Source organism: Aeromonas sp. R5-3, assembly GCF_040908225.1.
Taxonomy (GTDB): Bacteria; Pseudomonadota; Gammaproteobacteria; order Enterobacterales; family Aeromonadaceae; genus Aeromonas; species Aeromonas dhakensis.
In genome coordinates, this window is the sequence record NZ_JBFODH010000029.1 from 23,729 (window position 1) to 36,095 (window position 12,367).

Annotated in this window: 14 protein-coding genes; 8 read left to right on the forward strand and 6 right to left on the reverse strand. The window is 60.8% G+C overall.

Translation table 11 applies throughout. The features are described 5' to 3' along the window. Window positions 1-4: 4 nt before the first annotated feature. Window positions 5-1,207 carry an acetate kinase gene (locus AB5Y95_RS19420; protein ID WP_024942264.1) on the reverse strand — a complete coding sequence of 401 codons (1,203 nt, stop codon included), beginning with the start codon at window positions 1,205-1,207 and terminating at the stop codon, window positions 5-7. A gap of 302 nt (window positions 1,208-1,509) precedes the next feature. Between AB5Y95_RS19420 and yfbV the strand changes: the two genes are divergently transcribed. Further along, window positions 1,510-1,950: a terminus macrodomain insulation protein YfbV gene (gene yfbV / locus AB5Y95_RS19425; RefSeq protein ID WP_017763829.1), complete on the forward strand. Its 441-nt coding sequence runs from the start codon at window positions 1,510-1,512 to the stop codon at window positions 1,948-1,950. A 62-nt stretch (window positions 1,951-2,012) separates the two neighbouring features. On the opposite strand, the gene AB5Y95_RS19430 is transcribed toward yfbV, so the two are convergent. The 3 genes from AB5Y95_RS19430 to AB5Y95_RS19440 form a co-directional block, all read right to left on the reverse strand. Then, complete coding sequence (locus AB5Y95_RS19430) at window positions 2,013-2,513, reverse strand: YfbU family protein (RefSeq protein ID WP_005304330.1); 501 nt, start codon at window positions 2,511-2,513, stop codon at window positions 2,013-2,015. 407 nt (window positions 2,514-2,920) lie between these two features. Beyond that, window positions 2,921-3,385, reverse strand: a complete 465-nt coding sequence (gene bcp, locus AB5Y95_RS19435; RefSeq protein ID WP_010634967.1) for a thioredoxin-dependent thiol peroxidase — start codon at window positions 3,383-3,385, stop codon at window positions 2,921-2,923. A 20-nt stretch (window positions 3,386-3,405) separates the two neighbouring features. Next, a complete protein-coding gene (locus AB5Y95_RS19440) occupies window positions 3,406-3,939 on the reverse strand; it encodes a glycine cleavage system protein R (protein ID WP_005304323.1) in 534 nt (177 codons plus the stop codon). A gap of 273 nt (window positions 3,940-4,212) precedes the next feature. Here AB5Y95_RS19440 and dapA point away from each other — a divergent pair, with 273 nt between their 5' ends. The 3 genes from dapA to AB5Y95_RS19455 all read left to right on the forward strand — a co-directional run bounded on the left by dapA (window position 4,213) and on the right by AB5Y95_RS19455 (window position 7,387). Further along, on the forward strand, window positions 4,213-5,100 hold the full coding sequence (gene dapA, locus AB5Y95_RS19445; RefSeq protein WP_005304320.1) for a 4-hydroxy-tetrahydrodipicolinate synthase: 888 nt from the start codon (window positions 4,213-4,215) through the stop codon (window positions 5,098-5,100). Next, complete coding sequence (bamC, locus tag AB5Y95_RS19450; RefSeq protein ID WP_017779109.1) at window positions 5,093-6,217, forward strand: outer membrane protein assembly factor BamC; 1,125 nt, start codon at window positions 5,093-5,095, stop codon at window positions 6,215-6,217. Before dapA ends, bamC begins: the two co-directional genes overlap by 8 nt. Before the next feature lie 66 nt (window positions 6,218-6,283). Then, window positions 6,284-7,387 carry a phosphoribosylaminoimidazolesuccinocarboxamide synthase gene (locus AB5Y95_RS19455; RefSeq protein WP_368161851.1) on the forward strand — a complete coding sequence of 368 codons (1,104 nt, stop codon included), beginning with the start codon at window positions 6,284-6,286 and terminating at the stop codon, window positions 7,385-7,387. A 131-nt stretch (window positions 7,388-7,518) separates the two neighbouring features. Here the strand turns inward: AB5Y95_RS19455 and AB5Y95_RS19460 are convergent, their stop codons facing one another. Next, a complete protein-coding gene (locus tag AB5Y95_RS19460; protein WP_368161852.1) occupies window positions 7,519-8,121 on the reverse strand; it encodes a short chain dehydrogenase in 603 nt (200 codons plus the stop codon). Window positions 8,122-8,218: 97 nt separating this feature from the next. On the opposite strand from AB5Y95_RS19460, the gene AB5Y95_RS19465 reads away from it, so the two are divergent. The 4 genes from AB5Y95_RS19465 to AB5Y95_RS19480 all read left to right on the forward strand — a co-directional run bounded on the left by AB5Y95_RS19465 (window position 8,219) and on the right by AB5Y95_RS19480 (window position 11,154). Beyond that, the gene (locus AB5Y95_RS19465) at window positions 8,219-9,118 is read left to right on the forward strand and encodes a LysR family transcriptional regulator (RefSeq protein ID WP_017782125.1); all 900 of its coding nucleotides are present in this window, start codon (window positions 8,219-8,221) and stop codon (window positions 9,116-9,118) included. Between the two features lie 72 nt (window positions 9,119-9,190). Then, entirely contained in the window at window positions 9,191-9,847 is a 657-nt protein-coding gene (locus tag AB5Y95_RS19470; RefSeq protein WP_368161853.1) for a DUF2057 domain-containing protein, read from the forward strand. Between the two features lie 72 nt (window positions 9,848-9,919). Next, window positions 9,920-10,357 carry an HIT domain-containing protein gene (locus AB5Y95_RS19475; RefSeq protein WP_368161854.1) on the forward strand — a complete coding sequence of 146 codons (438 nt, stop codon included), beginning with the start codon at window positions 9,920-9,922 and terminating at the stop codon, window positions 10,355-10,357. A 98-nt stretch (window positions 10,358-10,455) separates the two neighbouring features. Beyond that, window positions 10,456-11,154 carry a DUF3334 family protein gene (locus AB5Y95_RS19480; protein WP_010634960.1) on the forward strand — a complete coding sequence of 233 codons (699 nt, stop codon included), beginning with the start codon at window positions 10,456-10,458 and terminating at the stop codon, window positions 11,152-11,154. Window positions 11,155-11,222: 68 nt separating this feature from the next. On the opposite strand, the gene AB5Y95_RS19485 is transcribed toward AB5Y95_RS19480, so the two are convergent. Then, window positions 11,223-12,221, reverse strand: a complete 999-nt coding sequence (locus AB5Y95_RS19485) for a DUF2860 family protein (RefSeq protein ID WP_368161855.1) — start codon at window positions 12,219-12,221, stop codon at window positions 11,223-11,225. Window positions 12,222-12,367 lie beyond the last annotated feature (146 nt).

The following is a 12,367-nucleotide window of genomic DNA, read 5'->3' on the forward strand; positions in this document are numbered from 1 at the left end:
GAAATTATGCGCCGACCAGTTCCAGCGCGTCGTGGGCGATGACCCACTCTTCGTTGGTCGGGATAACCAGGGCCTTGGTGGAGCCAGCCTTGGTGATCTCGCCACCCTTGCCGAAGCGAGCCTTCAGGTTGGCGTCGTGATCGACGTCGAAGCCCAGCAGACCCAGTTTGTTCAGGGTGATTTCACGGATCGGGGCGGAGTTTTCACCGATACCACCGGTGAAGACCACGGCGTCCAGACGACCGTCCATGGCGGCGGCGTAGGCGCCGATGTACTTGGCCAGGCGATAGCAGTAAACGTCCATGGCACGCTTGGCTTCTTCTTTGCTGTCGTAGTTGTCTTCAACGAAACGGCAGTCGGAAGTTACTTCGGTCAGACCCTGCAGGCCGGACTCTTTGGTCAGCATGGTGTTGATCTGATCAACGCTCATGCCCAGCTTGTCGTGCAGGAAGAAGATGATGGCCGGATCGATGTCGCCGGAACGGGTACCCATCACCAAGCCTTCCAGCGGGGTCAGACCCATGGAGGTGTCGACGGACTGGCCGTTCTTGATGGCGCAGACGGAGCCGCCATTGCCCAGGTGGCAGTTGATGATGTTCAGCTCTTCCACCGGCTTGTTCAGCTGCTTGGCAGCTTCCAGGCTGATGTAGTAGTGGCTGGTGCCGTGGGCGCCGTAGCGACGGATGCCGTTCTCTTTGTAGAGCTTGTACGGCAGGGCGTACAGGAAGGCTTCTTCCGGCATGGTCTGGTGGAAAGCGGTGTCGAACACGGCCACGTTCTTGTCGGCCAGCGCCGGGAACACGCGACGGGCTTCACGAATACCGATCAGGTGAGCCGGGTTGTGCAGCGGGGCGTACGGTACGGCGGCTTCGATGCCGGCGATCACGTCGTCGCAGATGCGCACGGAGGAGGTGAAGCGCTCGCCGCCGTGTACGACACGGTGGCCGATGGCGATCAGGTTCTTGGACAGCTCCGGGTTGAGCGGCAGGATCTTGTTGACGATGTAGTCCAGCGCTTCCTGGTGAGCGGCACCGGCGCCCAGATCGGCACTGCCTTTCTCGCCGTTCAGTTTCCACTTGATGCGGGCGTCGTCGAGGTTGAAGCACTCGGCCAGGCCGGACAGCAGGTCATCACCGGTGGTTGCGTCAATGACAGCAAACTTCAGGGAAGAGCTGCCACAGTTAAGAACAAGAACCAGCTTACTCATGAATAAATCCTATCGCAGATTGGGTTGTGTAGGAGGATGCGTTGGACGCGCTGTGTCCAAAAACTTTCAACTTATCCTTATGAGGGTTGGCAATCTGTTGCTTGCCCCTTGTATAGTGATACAAGACCCGAAATCCAGACGTCCCTGACGGCTCAACGGCAGGCCGTTGGCGCAAAAATTGGGCGTACAAAGGATAACCCGATTGTTGAAAAATAACAAAGTCATCCTCAACCTTTGTTATTGCGCATCAAATATTGTCGTGGTTTTGCCGTTAATACGTTCAAAAAGAGCTCGGAGGTAGCATGAGCATGAACATTTTTGGAACTAAGTTACAGCAAGGCCGTCATTATATGACCCTTTGGCCCCGCCGTCCCGAGCTTAATTCCATGTTCCCGGAGAATCGGGTGATCAAGGCCACCGAGTTCGCCCTCAAGGTGATTCCTGCGCTGGCAGTGCTCAGCGTCATGCTGCAGTTCCAGTTTGGTGAGCAGCACTACTGGCCTTCCGTCATGACCTCGGTGCTGTTTCTGCTCAGCCTGCCGCTGCAGGGCTACTACTGGCTTGGCCAGCGTGCCGATACCCGGTTGCCGCCTTCCCTTGCCAGCTGGTATCGCGAGATCAACGGCAAGATGAACGAACAGGGCGGTCGTCGCCAACTGGTGGCCCAGCCCAGATACGAAGAGCTGGCCGATACCCTCAATGCCGCCTTCAAGCAGCTGGACAAATCCTTCCTCTACGAGTGAGGCCCCACGGGCCTGCCAACCGGACAAAGGCGCCTCGCGGCGCCTTTTTAATGGCTGCCGGCTCAGGCCGCCAATACCTTGCGGATCTCCTGGATGGAGAGCTTGTACTGGCGCGGGCACTGGCGCCAGACCGCCAGCATGCGCTGGTACTTGTCACGCATGGCGATGTCGCTGGAGAGTTCATCGCATGGGCACTTGAGCTCGGGGAAGCGCTTGTCCACCTCCAGCAGGAAGCAGACGTAGTCGGCCAGCTCCCGCTCCTGGCTGCGGCTGTAGCCGTTGAACTCCAGTCGGCTGGCATTGATTTCGCCCTGATCGGCTGCGTCCAGGTTGCCCCAGGAGATGGCCAGCGCATGGTGCAGCTCTAGGGTGTCGATCACCTCCTGGCAGGTGGCGAGATCCAGATGACCGAAGCTCTTCTCCAGTTCGAGGATCTGCAGGCAGTAGCCGCGCTCGATGATAGTGCTGGCCCGTTGGTAAAACGCCGCCTTTTCCGGATTGAGTTTGGCCAGGATCTCGTACTGGTTGCTCAGGATCAGACGTTCGGTGTGGCTCATGTTCATGGGCTTTTCTCACTGGAAAATGAAACTGGGGTCACGTTAACCCATATATAGGATGAATTTTTTGATCTGGCAGGGGAGGTTGGCGAGATTGCGGGGCGCTAAATCAGCGCAGGCGCGGGTTGGTTAATTAAATGTAACGGCCGGCACCTTGCTTTCTGGCCCGTTGGCGCAACAATAAGGGCGTCATTTGGCATGTACCGAAAGACCCGTCACCAAGGCATCCCGTTATGGATGCACACTCCCCTGCCATGGAAAACAACAAGGCTGCCGCCCCTCATCCGGGCAGGTGACCGAATGGGGGAGATCGCGTGTCCCTCGTCTGCAATGCGGAAGGGCTGCGACATGCGAATAAAAAAGGGCCTGCGCTTGCAGGCCCTTTTCATATCAGCAGTACCGGTATCTGTGGTTCAGCCCTTGAGCAGATCGAGCACCACCTGATGGTGATCGCTGGTCTTGAACTTGTCGAAGCGGTGGGCAATCTTGCCCTCTTCGTCGATGAGGAAGCTGAGCCGGTGGATACCGTCATACTCCTTGCCCATGAACTTCTTCGGGCCCCAGACGCCAAACGCATCGGCCACCGCGTGATCTTCATCGGCCAGCAGGCGGAAGTTCAGGCTGTCGCGCTCCTCGAATTTTTTCAGCCGCTTGGCGCTATCCGGGCTGATGCCGAGCACCACCACATTGAGGGCGGCCAGTTCGGCGTTGACGTCGCGCAGGCCGCAGGCCTGGGTGGTGCAGCCCGGGGTCATCGCCTTGGGGTAGAAATAGACGAGCACTTTCTTGCCGCGCAGGTCGGCCAGGCGCACCTGGTTGCCGTCCTGGTCGGAGAGGGAAAAGTCGGGGGCCAGGCTGCCAGCGGATAAAGGTTGCATGGGATCTCCTTGATGAGCCGTCAGGCGTGTTTGTTGTTGACGATGAATTCGAACGATTCTGCGCCCAGTTCACGACAGAATCCGGCGAAGGCCGCCTGCGAGCCGGCCGCCTCTCCCTGCTTGGCCAGATTGAGCTGAAAGCTGGCCTTGAGCAGGTTGAACGGCTGCTGCTCCAGGGTGATGGTCTGCATGGCCTGGATGTCCCAGCCGTGATCGCTGAAGAACTGGGTGCACTGGCTTACGATGCCCGGCTGGTCCCGGATCAGGATCTCGGCGTTGGCGCTGATGTCGTATTGCAGCGACTGGTGGCGCTCGGTGCGTTTCATCATGGTGATGAGGTCCCACTCCTGACTGCGCAGGGGCAGGCTTATCTCGAGCTGCATCAGGCTGTTCCAGTCACCGGACAGCAGCATGATGAAGGTGAATTCATTGCCGAAGATGCCAAGACGGCTGTCGACAATGTTGCAGCCACAACCACTGACGTGGCGGGTGACCTCATTGACGATGCCAGGCCTGTCCGTGCCGATGGCCGTTACGACCAGGTAATGAGTCATAAATCTTCTCTCGTCCATTAGCGGGTGGCGAATGCGGGCGGCGGGCACGTCGACCGAAGGGATCTGGCCCGCGCGGCCGCGTGGCGACCCTGCTGAGAATCTCGTTGTGGCAAGCGTCCTGCCGGGGGGGGGGCGGCCCGGTTCAGGCGCCAGTTTCCGGCGCTTGCGCACGGCTGTTTGTGCCGGATGGTAACACGGCTTGGCCGTGGCCTCCCTTGTTTTTCCAAGGGGGCAGCTTTACCATAACGCCCCTGAAAATCGGGAGAAATATCCATGTTGCGCGGTAGTATTGTTGCCCTCGTTACCCCCATGCTGGCTTCAGGTGAAGTCGATTGGGCCAGTCTTGCCAATCTGGTCGAGTATCATGTCAGCGCCGGAACCAGCGCCATCGTCGCGGTGGGGACCACGGGGGAGTCGGTGACCCTGAGCGAGCAGGAGCACATTGCCGTCGTGGAGAAAACCGTGGCACTGGCCGCCGGACGCATCCCGGTCATCGCCGGCTGCGGCTCCAACAATACCGCCCATGCCGTCGCCCTGGCCAAGCGCTTCGCTGAAACCGGCGTGGTAGCGGGTCTCTCGGTCACACCCTATTACAACAAACCCACCCAGGAAGGTCTCTATCGTCACTATTGTGCGATCGCCGAGGCTAGTGGTCTGCCCCAAATTCTTTATAATGTGCCCGGTCGTACCGGTTGCGATCTCAAACCGGAAACGGTAGCCAGACTGGCCAGGGTGCCCGGCATCATAGGCCTGAAAGAGGCCACCGGGGATCTGAGCCGTACGCCGCTGCTGCGTGAGCTGTGTGGTGCGCAATTCGCACTTTATAGTGGCGATGATGCCAGTGGATGTGATTTTATGCTGCAAGGCGGTGACGGTGTCATTTCGGTCACCACCAATATTGCAGCGGCCCAGATGGCCGACATGTGTCGTGCTGCGCTGGCCGGCGATGCCGGGCGGGCGCATGACATCAACAATCGATTGATGCCGTTGCATCAGACTCTGTTCTGCGAACCGAGCCCCATCCCGGTGAAATGGGCCTGCGCCCAGCTGGGATTGATTGCGACGGCCACCTTGCGTCTGCCGCTCACCGACCTCACTGCCGAGGGCGAGCGGGCGATGGCGCGAGCACTGACGACTGCGGAGTTGATGGCGAGTGTTTAAAGCAAATGGAAAGGGAAATGCAGTGCGCCTGGTGCTGAGCGTGGCGACCGTTGCCGTGCTGGCAGCCTGTAGCTCACCCCAGGAACGCAAGATGGCCAACCGTGGTTTCGAGTACGAGGATGCCCGCCTTGAAGGCCGTGCTTTCCTGGTGCCGGCCGGGTTGAGTACCCCCGCCTTTAACAGCAGTTTCGACATTCCGCCCCTGCCAGAGAGCAGCCGTGACGGCGCTCTGGGGGCCAAGGTGGATGTGCGTCCGCCCGCCCAGCTGCTGACCGTGGTACCGGGCAGCCAGGTGGTAACCAATGCCGGTGAACCTACCATGGCCTTCTACGCTCTCAGCACCTCCCAGAGCGTGGAGCGCGATACCTGGGCCTTCCTGATGAACTTCCTCGCCCAGTACAAGGTCACCACCGAGAAGCTGGACCAGCAGGCCGGCGTACTGCAGACCGGCTGGTTTGACAACACCAAGGCGCTCGACGGCTGGAGCGAAGAGGACGACGACTTCGTCATTCGCCAGCGCTACCAGTTCACCCTGCGCAACGATCCCCAGCGCCACGCCGTCAACATGTCGGTCCGGGTGCTGGATCACGAGGAGACCATCGATGGCGAGACCAGCAAGGAGCTGACCCCGGCCGATGCCCAGCGCTACGCGACCCGGGCCCTCAACCAGTTCTCGCTCTACTACGACAAGCAGCTCAAGTCCCGCGAGCAGCACAAGGCCAACGATGGCATGGGGCTGGAGCTGGGTCTGGACAACAACGAGCTGAGCGCCTGGATCGTCGATGGCTCGTTTGACCAGGTGTGGCGTCGTCTCAATCAGGTGCTGCCGGCCTACGGCTTCACCATCAAGGATACCCAGCAGTCGCTGGGCTGGATCGACGTGGAGTACGACGAGCCGGGCAGCGAGTTCTGGAAGGCCAAGGGCAGCGAGCCGTTCAAGCTGGACGAAGACAAGTATCGCTTCCAGCTTGGCGAGATGGCGGGGGGCAAGACCTCCATCACCCTGTTCGACAAGGACAAGAAGCCCGTGTCGTCCGGTGTCATCTCCCAGATGTACATCAGCCTGTCCGAGGCGTTCGCCAAGGGCCTGGCTGACCAAGCTGCAAAAACAGAATAGAAACAGGGGCCTTGTGCCCCTGTTTTGTTATGTTAACCCCCCCACAAACAGGAAGTGTTATTAGCCATGAGTCTTGCAGACCAAGTATTGGCGGTGAACGATGATTTGCCGATCCGTACCGATAAACCCGTCCATTCCGGTAAAGTGCGCAGCGTCTACTGGCTGACCGCCGCAGACAGTGCCCGCCTCATCCGCGAGAAGGGTTACGACGTGCCGGCGGATGCGCCGCTTGCCATCATGGTGATCAGCGACCGGATCTCGGCCTTCGACTGCATCTGGCAGGGCGTGGACGGGCTCAACGGTGTGCCAGGCAAAGGGGCTGCGCTCAACGCCATCTCCAGCCACTGGTTCAAGCTGTTCAAGGAGAAGGGACTGGCCGACAGCCATATCCTGGACATCCCCCATCCCTTCGTCTGGATCGTGCAAAAAGCCCGTCCCGTGATGATCGAGGCGATTGCCCGTCAATACATCACCGGCTCCATGTGGCGTGCCTACAAGGATGGCGAGCGCGAGTTCTGCGGCATCACCCTGCCGGAAGGACTGAAAAAGGATCAGAAGCTGCCGGAGATCCTCATCACCCCCTCCACCAAGGGCGTGCTGAAAGGGCTTGACGGCGTGCCGGAAGCGGATGACGTCAACGTCTCCCGTGCCGACATCGAGCGCCACTACCAGGGCTTCAACTTCAGCAAGCCGGCCGACATCGACCGCTACGAAGTGCTGCTCAAAGAGGGCTTCAACGTCATCAGTGACGCGCTGGCCGAGCTGGATCAGGTCTTCGTCGACACCAAGTTCGAGTTTGGCTACGTCCAGGATGCCGCCGGCAACGAAAAGCTGATCTACATGGATGAAGTGGGCACCCCTGACAGCTCCCGCATCTGGGACGGCGCCGCCCTGCGCGACGGCCAGATCGTCGAGAAGTCGAAAGAGGGCTTCCGCCAGTGGCTGCTCAATCACTTCCCGGATCCGGACATCCTGCTCAACAAGCACCGCATGCAGGAGCGCTTCGCCCTGGCCCGCGACAACAAGTTGCCGACCGAGGTGATGATGGACATCTCCAACACCTACGTGGGGATTGCCGAGAAGATCATCGGTCAGCCGCTGGTTCGCAGTGCCAATCCGAAGCAGGAGATCATCGAGGTGCTGCGCGAGCAGTACGGGCTGATCGACTGAGGCGTACCGCCTTTTTTACTGTCGTAAAAACAAACGTTTGCCACCTGCCGGTACGGCAGCGGTCACGGAACGGGCCCCATCACGGGGCCCGTTTTTGTTGCCGTGCCGACTGGGCGGCAGAAGGGCGGCGATCAGCCGTTGACCTTGAACACCTGGCCGGTCTGCACCCCCAGTACCGATCTCTGGTAGGCCTGCGCCACCCTGGCGGCGGGCACGGGGACGAAGCCCGGGAAGAAGGCGGCGTATTTATCCATCGACTCCGCCAGCACGGTCGGGCTCACCACGTTGATGCGCAGGCCCCGAGGCAGCTCGCAGGCGGCCGCCTTGACGAAGTGCTCGACGGCGCCGTTGATGGTGGTGACGCTGGCGCCCCAGTTGATGGGCTCCTCGCTCAGAATACCGCTAATCAGGGTGATGGAGCCCTTGTCGTTGAGATGGGGGATGGCGGCGCGGGTCAGGTTGATCTGGCCCATCAGTTTGCTCTGGATCCCCAGCTGCCACTCTTCATCGGTCATCTCGGTCAGGGCGTTGAACGCGGCACTGCCGCTGGCCACCACCAGCGCATCGAACTGCCCCAGTTTGGCAAACAGCCCCTTGATGGAGGCGGGATCGCGCATGTCGACCCTGGCATCCCCCTGGCTGTGGCCGACCCGGATCACCTGGTGATCCTTGGCAAGCAAGTCGCTGACGGCAGAGCCTATGGTGCCGGAGGCACCCACAATCACAATCTTCATCTCAGTCACTCCTGGTTGGGATGTGTTGATTCTAGCGCGCTAAAAAAGGGGAAAAAGCGCGTAAAATAAACCCATTGTTTCCAAATTGGAGCTAATGATGGACATCGCCCATCTGGCCAGTTTTTACGAAGTGGTACAAAGGGGCAGTTTCTCCGCCGCCGCCGACGCGCTGGGGGTGAGCAAGGGGATGCTGAGCCGTCATGTCAGTGCGCTGGAGTCCTCCCTCAATGCCCAGTTGCTGCAACGCACTACCCGCCGGCTCAGCCTGACCGAGGCGGGCTCGACCCTCTATCTGCAGGCGGGGGAGATCTTCGCGCTGGCCCGTCAGGCGGAGCAGGATATCCAGGCCCTGACCGAAGAGGATGGCGGCCGGCTGCGCTTCACCTGCCCGATCAGCGCCGGCGATCGCATGGTGAGCGAGCTGCTGGCTCGCTTCGCCGAGCTCTGCCCCGGGGTTGCGGTCGAGCTCAACTTCACCAATCAGATGGTCGACATGAGTCAGGGTGAGCATGACATCGCCCTGCGCGCCATGAGCGAGGTGCCCGACAACCTGGTGGCCATGCCGCTGGGCCGGCTCAGGGATGTGGTGGTGGCGAGCCCCACACTGGTGGCACGGGAGGGCAAGCCGGCCACCCCTTATGAGCTCAGCGGGCGTGCCTGCCTGCTCATGGGGAGCAACCCGGCCTGGGAGCAGTGGCACTTCAGCCGGGAGGGGGAGGAGGCGCATATCCTGGTGCAGGGCAAGGTGCGGGCCAATCACTACAGCACGGCGCTGCAGCTGGCCCGGGCGGGGTTGGGCTATGCCAAGTGTCCGCTGGTTGCGGTGGATGCCCTGCTGGCGGCGGGGGAGCTGGTGACCGTGCTCGACGGCTGGCACAGCGGTCTGCACCCGCTTCATATCCTGCATGCCCAGCAGCGGCGGGTGCCGCGCAAGATCCGGCTGTTCAAGCAGGTGCTGGCCCAGTGGTTTGCCGAGCGGCCCCACTACCTGCTCTGAACTGCCGTTATTTTTCTGTCATCTTCGGCTGCTAGCCTGCGCCCATCAACGCGATCAGGAAGATGAACGAAGATGAAGGGTTGTCGATATCGAAATGGTGTGTCGCTGCTGTGCGCCGCACTGGGCATGAACATGATGTTGGGCACAGGCTCGGCGCACGCTGCGGTTGAGGTGACGGTGCCGGCGGATTTCCAGATCCTGGCGGTGAGCGCCGGCACCCTGCACGACGAACAGCACGCCACCCTGCCGGATGGGGAACAGCAGCTGCTGGTGCGTTATGAAGGGGTGATCCCGAGTCGCAGCAGCAGCGAGAATGACCGCCAGCTGTGCTCCGCGCCTCAGGTGCTGCGCTATCAGGCCAGCCAGCAACAACTACAGCTGGTCGCCGACTTGCCGAAGGATGAGCGGAGCATGGCGCAGTATGCCAAGTCTCCCGTGATGGGGCTGCAGGCCGATGGCAAGGTGATGGCGAGCGAGCAGGATGCGCTGGTGACCAACGGCATGCTGATCGGCATGGACTGGCGCGCCAAGCTGGCCGAATACAACCAGCGCGGTGGCAAGGCGGCGCTGACGGCGGCTTCTGGTTCTGCACTTCCTGCGGCCGTGGTCGCCAGCGAGATTGCGCCGGTAGCGGCCAGCGAGCTGGAGGGGCAGTTGCAGCAACTCTTCCTCAAGGCGGATCCGGCCCTTCGCAAGCGCTTTGTCAGCTGGGCCGTGCCGCGGCTTTAAGTTTGCCGTCCGTTGCAGTAACGTGGGGGTTCTCATCGTGTCTAGCGCCCATCTTATTGCAACGAGGTCTTCATGTTTGAATTGCACTGTCGCCTGCAGGCGGATACCCGCCTGCTCGGCGATCTGCCTCTATGCCGCGTCCTGCTGGCCAAGGACAGCCAGTATCCCTGGCTCATCCTGGTGCCGAGAGTGGCCAATCTACGGGAAATCCACCACCTGGCGCCTGCCCAGCAACAGCAGCTGATGCTGGAGTCCTGCGCGGTGGCGAGCCTGATGGAGCAGGCGCTGCGCCCGGACAAGATCAACGTGGCGGCGCTCGGCAACCTGGTGTCCCAGCTGCATTTGCACCACGTGGCCCGCTTCAGTACCGACAAGGCCTGGCCTGGCCCCATCTGGGGGGCTCATCCCTCCTTGCCCTATGATGAATCGACCCTGCTGCGGGAAGCCGCCGGCTGGCGACGCAAGCTGGCCAATCTGGCCGGATTCACTCCCCTTGAAACTGACAGTTGAATCAAGTGAGAGGCGGCTCGCTATTTCGAAGCCCGGGCCGCGCTATCTGTTAGAGTTATGGTATAGATAAGCCCATTTTCGATGTTCAGGAAGGTCCCATGATAGTGACAAGAGCCGACGATGATACCGTATTGACCACAGAGGACGTGCTGTTGAGCCTGTGCCATTCGGTGACGGATGTATTGAGTGCGGCAACCCAGAGCCAGGTGCGTTTCTCCGGCATGGTGCAGCGGATCAGCAAGACCTGCCTCAAGCCGGATATCGGCTGCTTCGTGCTGTTTGACGGCGGCTTCTCCGGCCTGGTGGTGATCAACTTCTCCGCCTCCGCCGCCATGGAGCTGTACGAGAGCTACATGCTCAGCATGGGGCTCTCCAAGGAAGATCTCGCCATTTCCCACACCTCGGACGAGGTGAGCAACGTCATGGGCGAGCTGATGAACCAGATCGTCGGCAGCTTCACCGTCAAGGTGGGCCGGGATCTGCAGACCCACATCACCCAGAACCAGCCCAAGATGCTGGCTCTCAACAAGCAGGTGATGCTGAGCGTCGATACCAACCTCGACAGCCCGGAGTCGCGCCGGGTCACCTTCTTCACCGCCCGCAACAACATCTTCTATCTGGAGCTGGCGATGGACAAGACCGAGTTCATCCGCATCCACAACGACGGCATGGATCAGGAAGAGCTGGATCCGGATGCCCTGATCGCCCAGACCAAGCGCGAGGCTGCCCAGCCAGCGCCGGCCGCCGCCCCGGTGGCCAACGATCACGACGATCTACTGGACTCCCTCGGGATCTGATTTTCCCGCTGTCCGCCAACAAACGAGGCCACCCATGGGGTGGCCTCGTTTGTTGGTGCTGATCGCCGTTAGAAGTTGTAGAGCAGACCCGTGCTGAAACGGGTGGACTGGCTGTCGTAGAAGTCGATGTCCGAGTCGGCATTGGAGTAGGCTGCGGTGAAGGTGGCGGCCAGGGCCTTGACGCCGAACAGGTTGTGCCAGAAGAAGGTACCGTTGACGGCGAATTCGTCCGCGTCGGCATGCTGGCCGAAGATGGGGTTCGCCTCGTCGTACTTGCGCTTGCCGGTGTAGATGTTGCTGACGAAGGACCACTGGGGGCCGCGCTTGGCGTAGGTCAGCTTCAGGCCGGTGTTCTTGAAGCTCTCGGCGCTGCCGTCCAGGCGAGCCTCCTTGTAGAGGATGGCCGGCTCCAGCAGCTGGTTGCCGTTGAAATGGAACTGGTAGGAGAGCTCCATGTCGTGCACCTTGCCGTTGCGATCCAGCATGCCGGCGTAGTGGGTGCCGTGGCTCTGATCATACTGCTGGCCGCTGCGCTCCTCATCCATGTCCACCTCTCGGGTGGTCAGGTTGCCGTAGAAGTTGCTGCCCCAGATCTTGTCCCAGGCGAAGCGGGCCCCTTTTGACTTCAGGTCGGTCGAGCTGCGGTCCACGCCGGTGGCGAAGGGATCGCTCCACAGCTCGACCGGCATGACGTTGAACACCAGCGAGGTGGCAACGATACCCTTGTCGCCCATCTCCTGGCGCAGGCCGAGCTGCTGGGTGAAGTCGAAACGCACCGCATCCTGGATTAGGTTGCCGAGGAAGATCTGGGTACGGGTATCGGCGAAGGTATAGCGGATGTCGGCGTTGAGCAGCGGCGTCAGGCCGCTCTCGCTGTCGGGCGAGCCGAGATCATTGATACGGCTGTGGTTGTCATCGCCCGCGTAGAAGTTGGACTGGTAGCTGACGGCGTTGACCCCGCCCAGCAGAAAGCCGGACCAGCCTGACTGCTTGGGGATCTCGCCCAGGTCGGCGTGGGCGGCATTGGCTGCCAGCAGGCCAAGACTCAGCAGGGTGAGATTGCGCATCGATGAGACTCCTGAATTATCAGTTGGTTGAATTGAACGGCCTGGCATTATAGCGAGCCAGGCTTAATCCGGGCTGACCGAATTGACTCCGGCATGCTACCCCAGCGGGCGGAGGAGGTTAATCGATAATTTATCGTGTGACGGCA